The sequence below is a fragment of the Thermus arciformis genome (assembly GCF_900102145.1).
Classification (GTDB): domain Bacteria; phylum Deinococcota; class Deinococci; order Deinococcales; family Thermaceae; genus Thermus; species Thermus arciformis.
Window position 1 is genome coordinate 44,993 of sequence record NZ_FNBC01000011.1, and the last position, 17,826, is coordinate 62,818.

The 17,826-nt window shown below is 67.2% G+C and carries 23 protein-coding genes and 1 pseudogene; 22 read left to right on the top strand and 2 right to left on the bottom strand.

Annotated elements, in window-relative coordinates; genetic code table 11:
* Nucleotides 1-3 precede the first annotated feature (3 nt).
* The 13 genes from sufD to BLP62_RS05570 all read left to right on the top strand — a co-directional run bounded on the left by sufD (nucleotide 4) and on the right by BLP62_RS05570 (nucleotide 8,959).
* Nucleotides 4-1,296, top strand: coding sequence for a Fe-S cluster assembly protein SufD (gene sufD / locus BLP62_RS05510; RefSeq protein ID WP_093006676.1), 1,293 nt, complete (start codon nucleotides 4-6; stop codon nucleotides 1,294-1,296).
* 2 nt (nucleotides 1,297-1,298) lie between these two features.
* On the top strand, nucleotides 1,299-1,601 hold the full coding sequence (locus BLP62_RS05515) for a Rieske (2Fe-2S) protein (protein ID WP_093006678.1): 303 nt from the start codon (nucleotides 1,299-1,301) through the stop codon (nucleotides 1,599-1,601).
* Nucleotides 1,602-1,719: 118 nt separating this feature from the next.
* Nucleotides 1,720-1,920 carry a CopZ family metallochaperone gene (locus BLP62_RS05520; protein WP_093006681.1) on the top strand — a complete coding sequence of 67 codons (201 nt, stop codon included), beginning with the start codon at nucleotides 1,720-1,722 and terminating at the stop codon, nucleotides 1,918-1,920.
* 2 nt (nucleotides 1,921-1,922) lie between these two features.
* Entirely contained in the window at nucleotides 1,923-2,207 is a 285-nt protein-coding gene (gene csoR / locus BLP62_RS05525) for a metal-sensitive transcriptional regulator CsoR (protein ID WP_093006683.1), read from the top strand.
* Between the two features lie 10 nt (nucleotides 2,208-2,217).
* Entirely contained in the window at nucleotides 2,218-2,718 is a 501-nt protein-coding gene (locus tag BLP62_RS05530; RefSeq protein WP_093006685.1) for a DUF305 domain-containing protein, read from the top strand.
* Complete coding sequence (locus tag BLP62_RS05535; protein WP_093006687.1) at nucleotides 2,703-5,081, top strand: heavy metal translocating P-type ATPase; 2,379 nt, start codon at nucleotides 2,703-2,705, stop codon at nucleotides 5,079-5,081. Before BLP62_RS05530 ends, BLP62_RS05535 begins: the two co-directional genes overlap by 16 nt.
* Before the next feature lie 37 nt (nucleotides 5,082-5,118).
* Nucleotides 5,119-5,331 carry an SHOCT domain-containing protein gene (locus BLP62_RS05540; protein WP_019551341.1) on the top strand — a complete coding sequence of 71 codons (213 nt, stop codon included), beginning with the start codon at nucleotides 5,119-5,121 and terminating at the stop codon, nucleotides 5,329-5,331.
* Complete coding sequence (locus tag BLP62_RS05545) at nucleotides 5,328-6,005, top strand: response regulator transcription factor (RefSeq protein ID WP_093006689.1); 678 nt, start codon at nucleotides 5,328-5,330, stop codon at nucleotides 6,003-6,005. The genes BLP62_RS05540 and BLP62_RS05545 overlap by 4 nt, the downstream gene beginning before the upstream one ends.
* On the top strand, nucleotides 5,989-7,110 hold the full coding sequence (locus tag BLP62_RS05550; protein WP_093006691.1) for a sensor histidine kinase: 1,122 nt from the start codon (nucleotides 5,989-5,991) through the stop codon (nucleotides 7,108-7,110). Before BLP62_RS05545 ends, BLP62_RS05550 begins: the two co-directional genes overlap by 17 nt.
* Before the next feature lie 10 nt (nucleotides 7,111-7,120).
* On the top strand, nucleotides 7,121-7,639 hold the full coding sequence (locus BLP62_RS05555; RefSeq protein WP_093006693.1) for a CueP family metal-binding protein: 519 nt from the start codon (nucleotides 7,121-7,123) through the stop codon (nucleotides 7,637-7,639).
* Between the two features lie 3 nt (nucleotides 7,640-7,642).
* Nucleotides 7,643-8,395 (top strand): WD40/YVTN/BNR-like repeat-containing protein, encoded by a 753-nt coding sequence (locus tag BLP62_RS05560; RefSeq protein WP_093006695.1) that lies wholly within the window; start codon nucleotides 7,643-7,645, stop codon nucleotides 8,393-8,395.
* 97 nt (nucleotides 8,396-8,492) lie between these two features.
* Complete coding sequence (locus BLP62_RS05565) at nucleotides 8,493-8,759, top strand: DUF4258 domain-containing protein (RefSeq protein WP_218121478.1); 267 nt, start codon at nucleotides 8,493-8,495, stop codon at nucleotides 8,757-8,759.
* A complete protein-coding gene (locus tag BLP62_RS05570) occupies nucleotides 8,756-8,959 on the top strand; it encodes a DUF2283 domain-containing protein (RefSeq protein ID WP_093006698.1) in 204 nt (67 codons plus the stop codon). The genes BLP62_RS05565 and BLP62_RS05570 overlap by 4 nt, the downstream gene beginning before the upstream one ends.
* 26 nt (nucleotides 8,960-8,985) lie before the next feature.
* Here the strand turns inward: BLP62_RS05570 and BLP62_RS05575 are convergent, their stop codons facing one another.
* A complete protein-coding gene (locus BLP62_RS05575) occupies nucleotides 8,986-9,612 on the bottom strand; it encodes a class I SAM-dependent methyltransferase (protein ID WP_093006700.1) in 627 nt (208 codons plus the stop codon).
* A gap of 99 nt (nucleotides 9,613-9,711) precedes the next feature.
* Here BLP62_RS05575 and BLP62_RS05580 point away from each other — a divergent pair, with 99 nt between their 5' ends.
* The 9 genes from BLP62_RS05580 to BLP62_RS05620 all read left to right on the top strand — a co-directional run bounded on the left by BLP62_RS05580 (nucleotide 9,712) and on the right by BLP62_RS05620 (nucleotide 17,103).
* Entirely contained in the window at nucleotides 9,712-9,951 is a 240-nt protein-coding gene (locus BLP62_RS05580) for an SHOCT domain-containing protein (RefSeq protein WP_176758149.1), read from the top strand.
* Nucleotides 9,948-10,559: a peptidase M4 gene (locus BLP62_RS05585; RefSeq protein WP_093006704.1), complete on the top strand. Its 612-nt coding sequence runs from the start codon at nucleotides 9,948-9,950 to the stop codon at nucleotides 10,557-10,559. The genes BLP62_RS05580 and BLP62_RS05585 overlap by 4 nt, the downstream gene beginning before the upstream one ends.
* Nucleotides 10,560-10,581: 22 nt before the next feature.
* Nucleotides 10,582-10,971: a DUF302 domain-containing protein gene (locus tag BLP62_RS05590; RefSeq protein WP_011173753.1), complete on the top strand. Its 390-nt coding sequence runs from the start codon at nucleotides 10,582-10,584 to the stop codon at nucleotides 10,969-10,971.
* 43 nt (nucleotides 10,972-11,014) lie between these two features.
* Complete coding sequence (locus BLP62_RS05595; RefSeq protein ID WP_011173754.1) at nucleotides 11,015-12,403, top strand: multicopper oxidase family protein; 1,389 nt, start codon at nucleotides 11,015-11,017, stop codon at nucleotides 12,401-12,403.
* An 83-nt stretch (nucleotides 12,404-12,486) separates the two neighbouring features.
* A complete protein-coding gene (locus tag BLP62_RS05600; protein WP_093006706.1) occupies nucleotides 12,487-14,544 on the top strand; it encodes a heavy metal translocating P-type ATPase in 2,058 nt (685 codons plus the stop codon).
* 9 nt (nucleotides 14,545-14,553) lie between these two features.
* Nucleotides 14,554-15,768: an aminotransferase class V-fold PLP-dependent enzyme gene (locus BLP62_RS05605; RefSeq protein ID WP_093006708.1), complete on the top strand. Its 1,215-nt coding sequence runs from the start codon at nucleotides 14,554-14,556 to the stop codon at nucleotides 15,766-15,768.
* An 8-nt stretch (nucleotides 15,769-15,776) separates the two neighbouring features.
* Nucleotides 15,777-16,193: a Fe-S cluster assembly sulfur transfer protein SufU gene (sufU, locus tag BLP62_RS05610; RefSeq protein ID WP_093006710.1), complete on the top strand. Its 417-nt coding sequence runs from the start codon at nucleotides 15,777-15,779 to the stop codon at nucleotides 16,191-16,193.
* Nucleotides 16,190-16,396, top strand: a complete 207-nt coding sequence (locus tag BLP62_RS05615) for a hypothetical protein (RefSeq protein WP_093006712.1) — start codon at nucleotides 16,190-16,192, stop codon at nucleotides 16,394-16,396. Before sufU ends, BLP62_RS05615 begins: the two co-directional genes overlap by 4 nt.
* On the top strand, nucleotides 16,393-17,103 hold the full coding sequence (locus tag BLP62_RS05620; RefSeq protein WP_093006714.1) for an alpha/beta fold hydrolase: 711 nt from the start codon (nucleotides 16,393-16,395) through the stop codon (nucleotides 17,101-17,103). The genes BLP62_RS05615 and BLP62_RS05620 overlap by 4 nt, the downstream gene beginning before the upstream one ends.
* A 57-nt stretch (nucleotides 17,104-17,160) precedes the next feature.
* On the opposite strand, the pseudogene BLP62_RS05625 reads toward BLP62_RS05620, so the two are convergent.
* Nucleotides 17,161-17,826: pseudogene (locus BLP62_RS05625) on the bottom strand (IS200/IS605 family element transposase accessory protein TnpB); the annotation flags it as partial.

Here is a 17,826-nt window from a genome sequence, read left to right on the forward strand (position 1 = left end):
AGGATGCAGGTACTGGACAAAACCCAAGTGGAGGCCCTCTCCCAAGCCCTGGGCGAGCCCGCCTGGGTGCTGGAGCAAAGGCTCAAGGCCCTCGAGGCCTTCAGCCGCCTCCCCTACCCCAGCAAGAAGGACGAGAATTGGCGCTACACCGACCTCTCCGAGGCTCCCCTGGAGCAGGAGGCGGAAGCCCCTAAAGGGCTCAGGCTCTCCCGGGACGAGCTTCCCGAAAGCGTGCGGCAGCGCCTGGAGAAGACGGACGCCTCGGGGTTTCTCGTCTTCGTGGGGCCGGACCTCGTCTACGCCGAGGTGCCCGAGGAGCTTTCGCAAAGGGGCCTGGTCTTCACCTCCCTGGCCGAGGCCCTGAAGACCCACCCGGAAAAGGTGGCGGCGGCCCTCTTCCAGGCGGTCTACACCGAGGACAAGTTCGCCGCACAGAACAGCGCCTTCTTCACCCACGGGGCCTTCCTCTACGTCCCCGCGGGGCTTGAGGTGGAAAAGCCCCTGGGGGTCTTCAAGGTGCTCCCGGAAGGGAAGGCCTCCTTCGGCCGCACCCTCCTCTTCCTGGAGGACAACGCCAAGGCCGCCTACATTGAGGAGTACCTCTCCTCCGACCTCCCTCCCACCCTCCACCTCTCCGCCACGGAGATGGTCCTGAGGCCCGGGGCCCGCCTGCGCCACGCCCACGTCCAGACCTTCGGCAAGGGGGTGTGGCACTTCCACCGGCAAAGGGCCCTCTTGGAGCGGGACGCGGGCCTCAACGACCTCGTGGTGAACCTCGGGGGCGCCTACGCCCGGAGCGAGGTGGCCTCGGAGCTCCTGGGCCCGGGGGCGGAAAGCGAGATGCTCGGCCTCTACTTCGGCCACGGGAAGCAGCAGTTTGACCACTACACCCTGCAGCACCACGTGGCCCACCACACCCGAAGCGACCTCCTCTACAAGGGGGCGGTGAAGGACGAGGCCCGGGCGGTCTTCTCCGGCCTCATCCGGCTGGAAAAGGGCGCCCAGAAGACGGACGCCTACCAGGCGAACCGCAACCTCCTCCTCTCCCCCACGGCCCGGGTGGACTCCATCCCCCAGCTGGAGATCGGGGCCAACGACGTGCGCTGCACCCACGGGAGCACCACCGCCCCCGTGGACGAGATGCAGCTCTTCTACCTCCAGTCCCGGGGGCTTCCTCGAGGCCTCGCCCAGGAGCTCCTGGTCAAGGCCCACCTGGCGGACGTCCTCACCCGCATCCCCTTGAAGGCGCTTCGGGCCCACATTGAGGCGGTCATTGAGGAGAAGGTGCGGATCTAGCCATGTGGACCCCCGTGGCCAAGCTCGGCGAGTTCCGAAACGGCCGCCTCGTGGTGAAGCGGCCCGAGCACAAAAAGCCCATTCTCCTCCTCTACACGGGGGAGGAGGTCTTCGCCCTGGAAGACGTCTGCACCCACGACGACGGCCCCCTCCACGAGGGGGAGGTGGAGGACGGGGCCATCGTCTGCCCCCGGCACGGGGCCCGGTTTGACCTGAGGACGGGGCGGCAGACCCTCCCCGCCCCGAGGCCCGTGAAGGTCTTCCCGGCCAAGGTGGAGGGGGACACCGTCTTGCTGGACCTTTAGCCCAAGGGCGGTGGCGAAGGCCCAAGGGTTTCCCTTGGGCCTTTTGTCCTTGACCTTTCCGGGCAAGAGGGGGTAGGGTGGAGATACCCACCCCACCAGGGGTGGGGGGAGGTGAAGGATGCTCAGGCTCAAGGTGGAAGGCATGACCTGCAACCACTGCGTCATGGCGGTGGCGAAGGCCCTCAAGAAGGTGCCCGGCGTGGAGAAGGTGGAGGTCTCCCTGGAAAAGGGGGAGGCCCTGGTGGAGGGGGCGGCCGACCCCAAGGCCCTCGTCCAGGCGGTGGAGGAGGAGGGGTACAAGGCCGAGGTCCTGGCCTAGCCATGCCCCATGCCCATCTGCACCTGGACCCCAAGGTGAGGGAGGAGGCGAGAAGGCGCCTCCTCTCCGCCAAGGGGCACCTGGAGGGGGTCTTGCGCATGCTGGAGGACGAGGGGGTCTACTGCGTGGACGTCCTCAAGCAGCTCAAGGCCGTCCAGGGGGCTCTGGACCGCGTGGGGGAGATGGTCTTAAGGGCCCACCTCAGGGACCACGTGGCCACCGCCCACGAGCGGGGGGACGTGGAGGAGATCGTAGAGGAGCTCATGGAAGCCCTCAAGTACCGCTAGGAGGTCAAGCGTGCGCCACCTGACCCTGGTTCTCCTTTGGCTCGTGCCCGTTTTCGCCCAACACGCCCACCACGCCCCTGCCGATTCCGGGGAGAGGGCCTTTCTCTCCGCCATGATCGCCCACCACGAGGGGGCTTTGGCCATGGCCCGCTTCATTCTGGAGAAGGGCAAGGACCGGGAAGTCCGGGCCTGGGCCGAGGCCATCCTCAAGGACCAAGGACGGGAGATCGCCCTCATGCGAAGCTGGCTGGGGAGCCTGGGCGGACTGGACCAGGCGGCCTACGCCGCCATGGAAAAGGAGATGGCGGCCATGCTCCAGGAGCTTAAGGCCGCCCAAGACCCTGACCGGACCTTCGTGGCCCTCATGCTCCTGCACCACAAAGGAGCGGTGGAGATGGCCCTGGAAGCCCTTTCCACCGCCAAGGACCGCCGCGTCTTGGACTTGGCCCGGGACATCGTCCTGGCCCAGGCGAAGGAGATGCACACCTTCAGGCTATGGCTCTTGAAGTGAAGGTGGGGGTCCGCGGGATGACCTGCGCCGCCTGCGTGGCCCGGGTGGAAAGGGCCTTGAAGCGGGCGGAAGGGGTGGAGGAGGCCCGGGTCAACCTCACCACCGAGGAGGCCTTCTTGCGCCTGCAGGAGGGCGTGGACCTCCGGAAAATCCTAAAGCGGGTGGAGGAGGCCGGGTACGAGCCCGTGGTGGCCCGGGCCGAGATCCCCGTGAAGGGCATGACCTGCGCCGCCTGCGTGGCCCGGGTGGAAAGGGCCCTGGCCAAGCTTCCCGGGGTACTCGCGGCGAGCGTGAACCTGGCCACGGAAAAGGCCTTCGTGGAGTACCTGCCGGACACGGTGAGCCTTGCCCGGATCCGGCAGGCCATCCGGGAGGCGGGCTACGAGCCCCTGGAGGGCGCGGAGGAGGCGCAGGAAAAGGCGCCCACCTACCGCAAGGACCTCCTCCTGGCCCTCCCCTTCGCCCTCCTCACCCTCCTCCTCGCCATGGGGCCCATGCTCCTCCCCCTGCCCCGCTTCCCCGGCTTCCTCCAGGCCCTCGCCGCCCTCCCCGTCCTCTACGCGGGAAGGCGGTTTTTCCGGCAGGCCCTGGCCGAGGCCCGCCACCTCGCCTTCGGCATGAGCACCCTGGTGGCCCTGGGGGCGGGAAGCGCCTACCTCTACTCTTTCCTGGTCCTCTTTTTGCCTGGCCTCTTCCCCGAGGAGGCCCGCCACCTCTACCTCGAGGCGGGGGCGGTGATCCTGGCCCTGATCCTTTTGGGCAAGCACCTGGAGGAAAAGGCCAAGGGGAAGGCCTCGGAGGCCATCCGCAAGCTCCTGGCCTTGAGGCCCAAGACCGCCCGGGTGGTGCAGGAAGGGGAGGAAAAGGAGATCCCCGCCGAAGCCCTCATCCCTGGCGACCTGGTGCGGGTCCTTCCCGGCGAGCGCATCCCCGCCGACGGGGTGGTGGTGGAGGGCTTTAGCCACGTGGACGAGGCCATGCTCACCGGGGAGCCCATCCCCAAGGCCAAAAAGCCCGGGGATGAGGTGGTGGGGGGAACGGTGAACGGGGAAGGTCCCCTCCTCATCCGGGTAAGCCGGGTGGGGGAGGCCACGGTCCTGGCCCAGATGGCCCGCCTGGTGGAGGAAGCCCAGGCCTACAAGCCCCGGGTGCAGGAGGTGGCGGACCGCATCGCCAGCGTCTTCGTGCCCATCGTGCTCATCATCGCCCTTATCACCTTTACCCTTTGGATTCTCTATGGCCCCGGCCTCTCCTACGCCTTCGTGGCCCTCCTTTCCGTTCTCCTCATCGCCTGCCCTTGCGCCATGGGCCTCGCCACCCCAGCGGCCATCGCTGTGGCCACGGGGCGGGCGGCCCAGCTCGGCCTCCTCTTCCGCAAGGGGACGGCCCTCGAGGCCCTGGCCCGGGCGGATACCGTGGTCCTGGACAAGACCGGGACCCTGACCCAAGGGAAGCCCACCCTCACGGAACGTTTAGGGTTTGCCCTGGACCCCCTCGAGGCCCTGCGGCTGGCCGCGGCTCTGGAGCGAGGGAGCGAACACCCCATCGCCAAGGCGGTTTTGGATGCCGCCAAGGACCTTTCCATACCCGAGGCCCAGGCGGTGCGGGCTCTTCCCGGGGAGGGGATCGAGGGAGTCGTGGAGGGGAAGAAGCTTTACCTGGGGGGCCCAGCCCTGATGGAGAGGCTTGGGGTGGCGCTTCCCAAGGAGGCCTGGGAGCTATCCGAAAAGGGCTACACTCCCCTTTACCTGGCGGATGGGGAGAGGCTTTTGGCCGCCTTCGGGGTCTTTGACCCCCCCAAGCCCGAGGCGCGAAGGGTGGTGGCCGCTTTAAAGGCCCTGGGCCTCAAACCCGTCCTCCTCACCGGGGACCACCCCATCCCGGCCAGGCGGGTGGCCGAGGCCTTGGGCATAGAGGAGGTGCTGGCCGGGGTGCGCCCTGAGGGTAAGGTGGAGGCCATACGGCACCTCCAGGCCCAGGGGCGGAAGGTGATCTTTGTGGGGGACGGCATCAACGACGCCGCCGCCTTGGCCCAGGCCGATGCGGGCATCGCCCTGGCCACGGGCACGGACATCGCCGTGGAGGCAGGGGATGTCATCCTGCTTTCTCCGAGCCTGGAAAGCTTGGTGGACGCCATCCTTCTGGCACGGCGTACCCTTCGGACCATCTACCTCAACTTCTTCTGGGCCTACGCCTACAACATCCTCCTCATCCCCGTGGCGGCCGGCATCCTCTACCCCTTCACCGGGCTACTGCTAAACCCCATGCTGGCGGCCGGTGCCATGACCCTCTCCAGCCTCTTCGTGCTCAGCAACTCCTTGAGGCTAAAAGGGTTCCAGCCAAGGAGCTTTACCGTAGCTTAATCCGCCGAGGCTAAGCTGGAACTAGGAGGTGAAAGGTATGTGGTGGTGCGACCACGGTGGGTACCTGGGCTGGTGGGGGCCCCTCTTAAGCCTCCTTTGGTTCGCCCTCCTAGGCCTCTTGGTCTACTGGATCGTCAGGACCTTAGCCCCTGAGCGGCGGGACCGGGCCTTAGAGGTGCTAAGGGAGCGCTACGCCAGGGGGGAGATCGACAAGGAAACCTTTGAGCGGATGAAGCGGGACCTCGCATGAAGGTCCTTTTGGTGGACGACGACCCGGCCATCCTCGAGGTCCTCGGGGCCTTTCTGAGGGGGGCCGGGTTTGAAGTCTTGGAGGCGGAGGACGGGGAAAAGGCCTTGGAACTCTTTCCCCAGGCCGATCTGGTCATCCTGGACCTGATGCTCCCCAAGGTGGGAGGCCTCGAGGTGGCCCGCCTCATCCGCCAGGAGCGCCCCGAGCTTCCCCTCCTCATCCTCACCGCCAAGGGGGAGGAGGAGGACCGGGTCCTGGGCCTGGAGCTTGGGGCGGACGATTACGTGGTCAAGCCCTTCAGCCCCAGGGAGGTGGTGGCCCGGGTCAAGGCCCTGTTGCGCCGGGCCGGGCTTAAGGAAGAGCTCGTTTACGGCCCCTTACGCATCCTCCCCAAGGCCCGCCAGGCCTACCTGGAGGGCAGACCCCTCTCCCTTTCCCGGCTGGAGTTTGACCTCCTTTTGACCCTCGCCCAGCACCCGGGGATGGTCTTCAGCCGGGAAAGGCTTTTGGAGAAGGTCTGGGGACCGGACTTTCCGGGCGTGGACCGGGTGGTGGACGTGCACATTGCCTCTCTCCGAAAAAAGCTCGGGGACGATCCGGAAAACCCCCGCTTCATTGAAACGGTGCGGGGCGTGGGTTACCGCTTCAAGGACCCGGATGCGCCTCTTCCTTAAGCTCTTCCTAAGCCACCTTCTGGTGGCCCTCCTTGCCCTTGTGCTCCTCCTGCTGCTGGCGGAGGCCTTCGCCCCCGCCTTCTACCGGGGGCACGTGGAGCGCATGCTCCACGCCCTCTCCATGATGGGGGGCGGCATGATGGGCGAGGCCCTGAGGCGGGACCTGGAGGAGGGGCTTCGCTCCACCCTCACCGCCGCCCTTCTCGCCGCTTTACCCCTCGCCGCCCTGGGCGCCCTCCTCACCGCCTCCTTCGCCAGCCTGCGCCTCGCCAGGACCGCAAGGCTCCTCGCCGAGGGGAGCCGCCGGATGGCCGAGGGGGAGTACGGGGTCCGCCTTCCCCTTTTGGAGCGGGACGAGCTCGGGGAGCTCGCCCTCCACTTCAACCGCCTGGCCGAGGCCCTGGAGAAGGTGGAGAAGACCCGGGCCGAACTGATCGGCACCGTGGCCCACGAGCTCAGAACCCCCCTGGCCGCCCTCCAGGGGTACGCGGAGGGGCTTATGGACGGGGTCCTTTCCAAGGAGAAGGCCGCGGAGGGGATTCTGCGGGAGGTGAAGGCCATGCGCCGCCTGGTGGAGGACCTTTCCTTGGTCTCCCGGGTGGAGGCGAAGGCGGTGGAGATCCGTCCCAGGCCCCTGGACCCCAAGGGCCTCCTCGAGGAGGCCCTGGCCCGCTTCCAAAGCGCCTTCCAGGCCAAGGGGGTGGCGCTTTCCCTGGAGGCCCAAGACCCCCTTCCCCAGGTGTGGGCCGACGAGGAAAGGGTCCTCCAGGTGCTGGCCAACCTCCTCACCAACGCCCTCCGCCACACCCCGCAAGGCGGCGAGGTGCGCCTCAGGGCCTTCCGCCAGGGAGAGGCCGTGGCCTTTGAGGTGGCGGACACCGGCCCCGGCATTCCCGAGGAGCACCTGCCCCACATCTTTGAGCGCTTCTACCGGGTGGACAAGGCGCGTAGCCGCAAGGAAGGGGGAAGCGGGGTGGGGCTCACCGTCGCCAAGGGCCTGGTGGAGGCCATGGGGGGGAGGATCTTTGTGGAAAGCCGTGTGGGCGAGGGAACAACCTTCACCTTCACCCTCCCCCTTTACACGGGCTTAACGCTCAAGGGTTAGGGTTTGGGGCATGAGAAGGATCCTGGCGTTCCTAGGCGTGGCGTTGGCCCTGGGGCTGGCCCAAACCCTCTCTCCAGAGGCCCTAAGGGGCGCCTCTCCCGAGGAAGCCCTGCTCCTTGCCAAGCGTTTCCGGGAAGCGGGCGCCCAGGTGATAAGCTACGTGACCCCTGAAGCCTTCTTCTTTGAGTTCCCCGACGGCCGCAAAGCCCAGGTGGCCTTGGGGGACCGGTTCTTGGTGGCCGTGGCCCCCTACCGCCAAAGGACCCACCCCTGCCAGGTCCACTACTTCTCCAGCTGCACGGCGGAGCTTCGGGAGGAAACCTTTGCGGTGCGGGTTCTGGAGGAAGGTAAGGAGGTGCTAAAAGCCCAGGTGCGCACCGGCAAGGACGGCTTCTTTGAGCTTTGGCTTCCCCGGAACCGCCGCTATACCCTCGAGGTCCGCCAGGGGGACTGGGTGGCCCAAGGTGCCCTCACCACCTTCGCCCAAAGCCCCACCTGCCTCACGGAGCTAAGGCTTTCCCGGAGGTGAGGGATGCGGCGCCTCCTCACCCTCTGGGTTTTGGGACTGGGCGCCCTGGCCCAGGTTCCCGTGGGCCAGGTGGCCACCCGGGACGTCCACGCCCTCCTGTGGCTTCCCGACGGCCGCCTCCTCTTCGGCCACCACGATGGCATCCAGGCCTCCGAGGACGAAGGCCGGACCTGGCGGGACCTGGTGCGCAAAACGGGCTTTGACGCCATGGGCCTCGTTCTGGAGAGGGACCGCATCCTCGCCGCCGGACACTGGGTGCTTTCGGAAAGCCGAAACGGGGGCAGGACCTGGCGGAACCTCCGCCCCAGGGGGCTTCCCGCCCTGGACCTCCACGGCTACGCCGCCTCAGGGGGCCTCCACTTCGCCCTCGAGGCCACCCACGGCTACTTCGTCAGCGAAGACGGCGGGAAAACCTTCAAGTCCACCGCCCCTAAAGGGCTTCCCAAGGCGGGCATGGCGGCCATGGTCTTCCAGGGGAAGACCCTTTACGTGGCCCCCATGGGCCAGGGCCTCTACCAAAGCCCAGACGGCGGCCAGACCTTCACCCAGGTACCGACCCCGGAGCGGGAGATCTACGCCCTCGCGGCAGGGGCGGGGACCCTTTATCTCGGAGGGAAGACGGGCCTCTGGCAGAGGACCCCGGCGGGCTGGAAAAGGCTCTGGCAGGGCACGGTCCTGGCCCTCGCCGCCCATCCCCAGGAGGCGGGAAGGCTCGTCTTCATAGACGGCCAAGGGCGGGTCTGGAAGCTTCCGTAAGGGCGCGTCCCTGCCGAAAGCCCAAGGATCCCGAAGGCTGCCCCCAGATCTCCTTCTGCTTGAAGGGAAGCCCAAGGGAGGCTACCCTAGCCTTAGGGTGCCGAAGCCCGGCATGGGGAGCCCGGAGTACGTCCTCACCCAGCACGCACGGGAGGTTCTGGAGAAGAGGGGCATCCCCCTAGAGTGGATAGAGCGGGCGCTGGCCTTTCCAGAAGCCGTGGAAAAGGACCGGGTAGACCCCTCATTGGAGCACCGCCTCGTCCGGATTCCGGAGAGGGGGAAAGTGCTCCGAGTTGTCGTGAACCCTAAGTCCCACCCCATGCGGGTGGTAACGGCGTTTTTGGACCGGAGGGTAGTCTTATGAGGCTAAAGATAGACCGTGAAGCGGATGCGCTCTACTTGACGCTAACTGAAGGACCGGCCAGCCGCTCGGAGGAAGTGGCCCCCGGGATCATCGTGGACTACGACGAGCAGGGCCGGCTCGTGGGGGTGGAGGTACTCTACCTCAGCCAGCGGGCCCCTGAAGCGGAGCTGCAAAGGTTTTTGTTTGAAACCGTGCCCTAAGAGCGCTGAAGGGGAGCCCATATCCCCTACTCCTTGAAGGCAAGCCCCGCCACGTGAGGGGCCACCACGGGAAGGGGGAGGGAAAAGGCCTCCGCCTCCACCCGGGGAAAGCGGGCCTGGATTAAGGCGATGGTCTTGCGGTTCGGGTGGCACCCGTCCCCAAAGAAGACGAAGAAAGGCGTGGCCGCCTCCTGGAAGAGGCGTAAAGGGGTCCCTTTGGGGGCCGCCACGTGCTCCAGGAAGAGGTAGGCCCCGCCCGGCCGCAAGACCCGGTGGACCTCTTCCAAGGCCTTTTCGGGGTCCGCCACCGAGCAGAAGACCAGGGTGCCCACCACCAGGTCCACGCTTTCTTCCGGCAAAGGGATGGCCTCCGCCCGCCCGGGAAGGAGGGTGAGGGCGAGGCCCCGCCTCTTGGCCTCCTCCCTCAGGCGGGGGTGGAAGAAGGGGTTGGGCTCGAGGGCCAGGTAGGCCACCCCAGGGGGGAGGTAGGCCAGGTTGGTGCCGGGCCCGGGGCCGATCTCCAAGACCCTTTCGGGCCGCACCCGCCCGAGGGCCTCCTGGAAAAGGGCCCGCTTCCTTTCCGCCACCAACGCCTCGTGCCGGGCGGAAAGGCGGGGGTAAAGGTGGGCAAAAAGACGCTTTCGCCAAAGCATGCCTCCACCATAATCCGGCCCCGGTAGGCCCGGACTGAGCGCCCTTTACGCAAGCTTAACAATACCGGGATAGGGTATAGGTGGAGGTGAACGATGGGCATGATGGGTTGGGGTGGAATGGGCGGCTTCGGAGGCTTCTTCGGGCTTTTCAACATGCTCCTCTTCCTGGCCCTTTTGGCCTTCCTGGTCTACCTGGGCTTTAGGGCCCTGGAGCGGTGGGAGGGCCGCAAGGGAAAGGACGAGGCTCTGGAGACCCTTAGGCTCCGTTACGCCAAGGGGGAACTGGACGAGGAAACCTTTAGAAGGCTCAAGAAGGAGTTGGAAGGAGGGGAAGCATGAAACGGGCTGGTTGGGTTTTAGGTCTGGTAACCCTCGGGCTTTTGGGGCTCGCCCTCACCCAGGGGATGATGGGGGGCTACGGGGGGATGAGCCCCGGGATGATGGGCATGGGCATGATGACCGTATACCCCCCGGAGGCGAAGCCCATCCCCGAGGAGGTGGCCAAGGCCCGGATGGAGGCCTACGCCAAGCGGCTTTACCCGGGCGCGCGCCTTAAGGACTTCATGGCCTTCAGCCACAACTACTACGCCCAAGTGGTGGACGAACGGGGCCAGGGGCTTTTTGAGCTCATCGCCGACCGCTACACCGGGGTGGTCTCCCCCGAGCCCGGGCCCAACATGATGTGGAACACCCGCTACGGGATGATGGGTGGTCTGGCCCAGGCCCCGGTGCGCTACGGGCTCGAGGAGGCCAAGAAGCTGGCCGAAGCCTTCCTCAAGGGCTTCCTCCCCGGGGCCCGGGTCATAGAGGAGGGCGCCTTCCCCGGGTACTACACCTTTGACTTCGGCCGAAAAGAGGTAGAGGGGATGCTTTCCGTGAACGCCTACACCGGGGAGGTCTGGGTCCACACCTGGCACGGCCCCTTCCTCGGCGGGCACGAGGAGTAGCCTATAGGGGTAGGAGGTATCCATGACCGGGATGCGCAAGACCCTAAAGGCCACCCTTTCCGAGGCCCGCGCCCAGGTGGAGGCCGCCCTCAAGGAGGAGGGCTTCGGGATCCTGACCGAGATCAACATGGCCGCTACCCTAAAGGCCAGGCTCGGCCTGGAAAGGCCCCCCTACCTGATCCTCGGGGCCTGCAACCCAAGCCTTGCGGCCAAGGCCCTCGAGGCCGAGCCCGAAATCGGCCTCCTCCTCCCCTGCAACGTGGTGCTCCGGGAGGCCGAGGAGGGGGTGGAGGTCCTAATCCAGGACCCCAAGGAGATGTTCCGGGTCCTCCCCGAGGCCACCCAAAGGGCCCTCGCCCCCGTGGCCGAAGAAGCCCGCACCAGGCTCTCCCGGGCCCTGGCCCGGCTTTAGGGGCTTTACGCGCCCTTAACACTTCCCCTCTAGCCTAAAGAGCATGCTGGCGCGCAGGAGCTTTCTCCAAGCGGCGGCGGGCAGTCTGGTCCTGGGCCTGGCCCGGGCCCAAGGCCCTTCCTTCCCCGAGCCCAAGGTGGTGCGGAGCCAGGGCGGCCTCCTCTCCCTGAAGCTTTCTGCCACCCCCACCCCGCTTGCCCTGGCGGGGCAAAGGGCCACCCTCCTCACCTACGGGGGGAGCTTTCCCGGGCCCACCCTCCGGGTCCGCCCCAGGGACACGGTGCGCCTCACCCTGGAAAACCGCCTTCCCGAGCCCACCAACCTCCACTGGCACGGCCTGCCCATCTCCCCTAAGGTGGACGACCCCTTCCTGGAGATCCCCCCGGGGGAGAGCTGGACCTACGAGTTCACCGTTCCCAAGGAGCTGGCAGGTACCTTCTGGTACCACCCCCACCTGCACGGCCGGGTAGCCCCCCAGCTCTTTGCCGGCCTCCTGGGAGCCCTCGTGGTGGAAAGCTCCCTGGACGCCATCCCCGAGCTCAGGGAGGCGGAGGAGCACCTCCTCGTCCTGAAGGACCTGGCCCTCCAGGGCGGGCGCCCGGCGCCGCACACCCCCATGGACTGGATGAACGGGAAGGAGGGCGACCTGGTCCTGGTGAACGGGGCCCTGCGGCCCACCCTGGTGGCCCAGAAGGCCACCCTGAGGCTTCGCCTCCTCAACGCCTCCAACGCCCGCTACTACCGCCTGGCCCTGCAGGACCACCCCCTTTACCTCATCGCCGCCGATGGGGGCTTCCTGGAAGAGCCCCTGGAGGTGTCCGAGCTCCTCCTGGCCCCAGGAGAGCGGGCCGAGGTCCTGGTGCGCTTGCGGAAAGAGGGCCGCTTCCTCCTCCAGGCCCTGCCCTACGACCGCGGGGCCATGGGCATGATGGACATGGGGGGCATGGCCCACGCCATGCCCCAAGGGCCAAGCCGGCCCGAAACCCTTCTTTACCTCATCGCCCCCAAGAACCCCAAGCCCTTACCCCTGCCCAAGGCCCTAAGCCCCTTCCCCACCCTGCCCGCCCCCGTGGTCACCCGCCGCCTGGTCCTCACCGAGGACATGATGGCCGCCCGCTTCTTCATCAACGGCCAGGTCTTTGACCACAGGCGGGTGGACCTGAAGGGGCAGGCCCAGACGGTGGAGGTCTGGGAGGTGGAAAACCAGGGGGACATGGACCACCCCTTCCACCTCCACGTCCACCCCTTCCAGGTCCTCTCCGTGGGCGGGAGGCCTTTCCCCTACCGGGCCTGGAAGGATGTGGTCAACCTGAAGGCGGGCGAGGTGGCCAGGCTTCTGGTTCCCTTGAGGGAAAAGGGCCGGACCGTTTTTCACTGCCACATCGTGGAGCACGAGGACCGGGGGATGATGGGAGTCCTCGAGGTGGGTTAGGGCTTCCTTCCCGGCACGAGGCCGGACCTTCCACCCCCCCCTCCTGGGGAAGGGTATATGCTTGGAAATAAGGAGGCGCTCGGATGAAGCACGAGAACCCTCACCACAAGCACTCCCACCCCCATTCCGAACCCCAGCACGCGCACCCCTCTGGGGGGCACGCTGCCCACACGGGCCACGACAAGCACGCCGGGCACACCCCGGAGATGTTCCGGGACCGCTTTTTCGTAAGCCTCCTCCTCACCCTCCCCATCCTCTACTTCTCCGAACATTTCCAAGATTGGTTCGGCTACCGGGCAGCCCAGTTCCCGGGAAGCGCCTGGGTGAACCCCGTCTTGGGGACGATCCTCTACTTCTACGGCGGCCTGGTCTTCCTAAAGGGGGCGCTTCGCGAGCTTCGGGCGCGCACCCCCGGGATGATGACCCTCATCGCCCTGGGGATCACCGCGGCCTACGGCTACAGCCTGGCCGTCTCCTTGGGCCTTCCGGGAAAGCCCTTTTACTGGGAGCTGGCCACGCTCATTGACGTGATGCTCCTCGGGCACTGGCTGGAGATGGCCTCGGTGCAGGCAGCAAGCCGGGCCCTGGAGGAACTCTCCAAGCTCATGCCCACCACCGCCCACCGGATCTTGGGCGACCGCATAGAAGACATACCCGTCTCCGCCCTCAAAGAGGGGGACCTGATCCTTATCCGCCCCGGGGAGCAGGTGCCGGCGGACGGGGTGGTGGTGGAGGGCGCTTCCACGATGAACGAGGCCTTCCTCACCGGGGAGTCCCGGCCCGTGCCCAAAGAACCGGGAGACGAGGTGATAGCCGGGGCGGTGAACGGGGAGGGCGCCCTCAAGGTCCGGGTCACCCGCACCGGGGAGGCCACCACCCTAAGCCAGATCCTGCGACTGGTACAGGAAGCCCAAGCCTCCCGGAGCCGCTTCCAGGCCCTGGCAGACCGGGTTGCGGGGTGGCTCTTCTACATCGCCCTTACCCTCGGCACCCTCACCTTCCTCGTCTGGCTCGCCCTGGGACGGGACTTCAACTTCGCCCTCTCCCTGGCAGTAACCGTGGTGGTCATCGCCTGCCCCCACGCCCTAGGCCTCGCCATCCCCCTGGTCACGGTGAACGCCACGGCCCTGGCTGCCCGGCACGGCATCCTGGTCCGGAACCGGGAAGCCTTTGAACGCGCCCGGGAGATCCGCTTCGTGGCCTTGGACAAGACCGGGACCCTCACCGAGGGGCGCTTCGCCGTTCGGGCAATATACGCTGAGGAGTTTTCCGAGGAAGAGGTGCTTTCCCTAGCTGCGGCCCTCGAGGCTTTCTCGGAACACCCCTTGGCCCAGGCCATCGTGGAAGCGGCGGAAGGCAGGGGGCTTCCCCGCCCTGAGGTCCGGGACTTCCAGGCGGTCCCCGGCAAAGGCGTGGAGGGCACCCTCGAGGGTAAACGCTACCGGGTGGGCCGGCCCGAGTGGGCGGAGGAGCTTGGGCTAAGGGTGTCCGAAGCCCTAAAGCGAGGCCTCCAGGAGGCCGAAGGCCGGGGGGAAAGCGCCGTTGCCCTCATGGACGAGGAGCGGGTTTTGGCCTACTTCGCTTTGGCCGACCGCATCCGTCCCTCCGCCAAGGAAGCCGTCCAACGGCTGAAGGCCATGGGCCTCACCCCCGTGATGATCACGGGGGACGCCGAGGCCGTGGCCAAAACCGTGGCCCAGGAGCTGGGAATTGAGCGGTACCACGCCCGGGTCCTACCCCAGGACAAAGCCCGGATCGTACGCGAGCTCAAGACCCAAGGCCCCACCGCCTTCGTCGGCGACGGCATCAACGACGCCCCCGCCCTCCTCGAGGCCGACCTGGGCATCGCCATCGGGGCGGGGACCAACGTGGCCATCGAGGCGGCGGATCTCGTTCTGGTGGAAAGCGACCCCCTGGACGTGGTCCGCGCCCTCCTCCTCGCCCGGGCCACCTACGCCAAGATGGTGCAGAACCTCTTCTGGGCCACGGGCTACAACGCCATCGCCCTGCCCCTGGCCGCCGGGGTGGCCTACCCCTTGGGGATCGTCCTTTCTCCGGCGGTGGGAGCGCTTTTTATGAGCCTCTCCACGGTGATCGTGGCCCTAAACGCCACGCTCCTCAGACGGGTGCGCCTGGACTAGACTGAGGGCATGGACCTAAGCACCTTAAGGGTGGACTTCCCCCTGATCGCTGGGCGGCCCGACCTCGTCTATCTGGACTCCGCCGCCACGAGCCAAAAGCCAAGGCGCGTCATTGAGTCCCTGAAGCGCTTCTACGAGACCCTGAACGCCAACGTCCACCGGGGGGCCTACCGGCTTTCCGCCGAGGCCACCGAGGCCTACGAGGAGGCCCGCAAAAGGCTTGCCCGCTTCCTGAACGCAAACCCCCAGGAGATCGTCTTTGTGCGCAACACCACCGAGGCCATGAACCTGGTGGCCTACGCCTGGGGCCTGCGGCACCTGCGGGAGGGGGACGAGGTCCTGGTCACGGAGATGGAGCACCATGCGGGCCTCGTCCCCTGGCACCTGGTGGCGGGGCTCAAGGGGGCGAAGGTGAAGGCCATCCCCCTCACGGAGGAGGGAAGGCTGGACCTGAGTGCCCTGGACCGCCTCCTCACCGAGAGGACCCGGGTGGTCTCCCTGGTGCACATGTCCAACGTCCTCGGGACCATCAACCCGGTGGCGGAGATCGCCCGAAAAGCCAAGGAGGCGGGGGCCCTGGTGGTGGTGGACGGGGCGCAAAGCGCCCCCCACCTCCCCGTGGACGTCAAGGCCCTTGGCGCCGACTTCTTCGCCCTTTCCGGGCACAAGATGCTGGGGCCCACGGGGGCCGGGGTGCTTTGGGGCCGCTACCCGGTGCTGGAGGAGATGGGGCCCTTCCTGGGAGGCGGGGAGATGATCCGGGAGGTCCACGTGGACCGCTCCACCTACGCCCCCCCGCCCCAGCGCTTTGAGGCGGGCACCCCCCCCATCGCTGAGGCTATCGCCCTGGGGGAGGCCGCCTGCTACCTCATGGAAGTCGGGATGGAAAAGGTCTTCGCCCACGACCGGGCCCTTTTGGCGTACGCCTTAAAGCGCCTGGAGGAGGTGCCGCGCCTCCGGGTCTACGGGCCCAGGGGCGAGGACCGGGGCGGGGTCATCCCCTTCACCTTAGGCCGCCTCCACGCCCACGACCTCGCCACCTTCCTGGACCAGGAGGGGATCGCCGTGAGGGCGGGCCACCACTGCGCCCAGCCCCTCCACCGGAAGCTCGGCCTTGCGGCCACCGCCCGGGCGAGCTTTTACCTCTACAACACGAAGGAGGAGGTAGACCGCTTCGTGGAAGCCCTCCTAAGGATAGAGGCCAAGTACCGGGCCTGGCTATAATGGATCAAATGAGCGTCCTTGACGAGCTTTACCGGGAAATCCTCCTGGACCACTACCAGAGCCCCAGGAACTTCGGGGTTCTGCCCCAGGCCACCAAGCGGGCCGGGGGGATGAACCCCTCCTGCGGGGACCAGGTGGAGGTGATGGTGCTCCTGGAGGGGGACACCATCGCCGACATCCGCTTCCAAGGCCAGGGGTGCGCCATCAGCACGGCGAGCGCCTCCCTCATGACCGAGGCGGTGAAGGGCAAGAAGGTGGCGGAGGCCCTGGAGCTATCCCGCAAGTTCCAGGCCATGGTGGTGGAAGGCGCCCCCCCGGACCCCGCCTTGGGCGACCTCCTCGCCCTCCAGGGGGTGGCCAAGCTCCCCGCCCGGGTGAAGTGCGCCACCCTGGCCTGGCACGCCCTGGAGGAGGCCTTAAGGTGAAGCGCTACCCGGCCCACAAGGTGACGCCCCTCCTGGTGGCCCACAAGGACCTCATGGAGGCCTGGAAGGAGGCGGCCAAGGAGGGCCGGATCCGGGCCAAGACCCTGGGGCGGGAGAACGTGGTCATCGTGGAGGACCCGGGCCTCATCGCCCGCCTCGAGGCCTTGGGCCTCAAGGGCGAACCCGTGGTGGAGGAAGCATGAAGGGGGTGGTCTTTCTGCACGCCTTCCCCTATAGCCCCAGGATGTGGGAGGGCGAGGTGGCCCTCCTCAAGACCCGTCTCCCCGTCCTCGCCCCCCACTACCTGGGCCTTTCCCTGGGGAAGGCCGCCGAGAAGGTGCTAGGGGAGATGGACGAGGCGGGGCTGGAGCAGGCGGTCTTCGTGGGGCTCTCCATGGGGGGGTACCTCGTCTTTGAGCTCTTCCGGAAGGCCCCGGAGCGCTTCTTGGGGATGGTCCTCTCCAGCACCCGGGCGGGGCCCGACAGCGAGGAGGCCAAGCGGAACCGCTACGCCCTAAGGGAGCGGGTCCTGAAGGAAGGGGTGGGCTTCCTGCCCGAAGCCCTCCTCCCAAGCCACCTGGGCCGAACCACCCAGGCCACGAAGCCCGAGGTGGTGGAGAAGGCGAGAGCCCTCGTCCTGGAGGCCTCCCCCGAGGCCGTGGCGGAAACCCTCGCCGCCCTGGCGGAAAGGCCCGACTCCACCCCCCTCCTTCCCCGGATGGGGGTGCCCGCCCTGGTCCTCGTGGGGGAAGAGGACACCCTCACCCCCCCGGAGGAGGCCAGGCGCATGTGGAAGGCCCTCCCCGACGCCCGCATGCTCATCCTCCCGGAGACGGGCCACCTCGCCAACCTGGAAAACCCCAAGGCCTTCCGCACCGCGCTTCTGGGCTTCCTCGCCGAGTTCTTCTAAAGCCGGAAGGCGTCCTCGAGGGAGAGACGGAGGTCCAAACAGGGCACGTACACCTGGTCAACCAAAGTGCACATTAGCGCACTCCGGCCCCCCACCAGGAGGAGGACCTAAGCTACTCCCCCACCCCTCCCACGCTCCCCGGTGAAGGAGGGCCTTCAGCGGGGAGAGGTCACGAGGTACCGTGCTCCTGAGGAGGGGAAGGAAGAGGCCTGCCCTCAAGACCCGCCAGGGATGGGCGCCAAGGAAGTTCCTTCCCTCGGTTGACCCCTCTTGGCTCCCCGGTGAGCCCTGAAGGCTTGAAAACAAGGCCAGGTGGCGTTTCGCCCTCCCGATCTCCCGGGAAAGCCTGCGCCTCAGGTAGGGGTTGCGCTCCTGCGCTTTTTTGGCCCAGAGTTCCTGCACCCTGGAGGCGTAGAAGCCCTGGACGTGGCCCCTGAAGCTTTCGTCCCGGAGAAGCCTCTCGTACCCCCTGGGAAGCTTCTCCCTGAACCCCAAGGCCCTCCTCCCGATGACGTAAGCGGCGGCCACGTCCTTGGAGAGGGAAAGCTGGGGGGCGTACTTCAGCATCCCGATGGTGGAGGTGTCCTGCGGGTTGACCTCCACAACCTGGATGCCCTTCCTCCTGGCTAGGGAGTGGACCTTTCTGAGCAGAGAGGCGTAAGCGAAGCGGTGCTGCTTCCCGCGGAAAGCCCTCCCCGAGCCGTCACCCCTCCTGGACTTCCT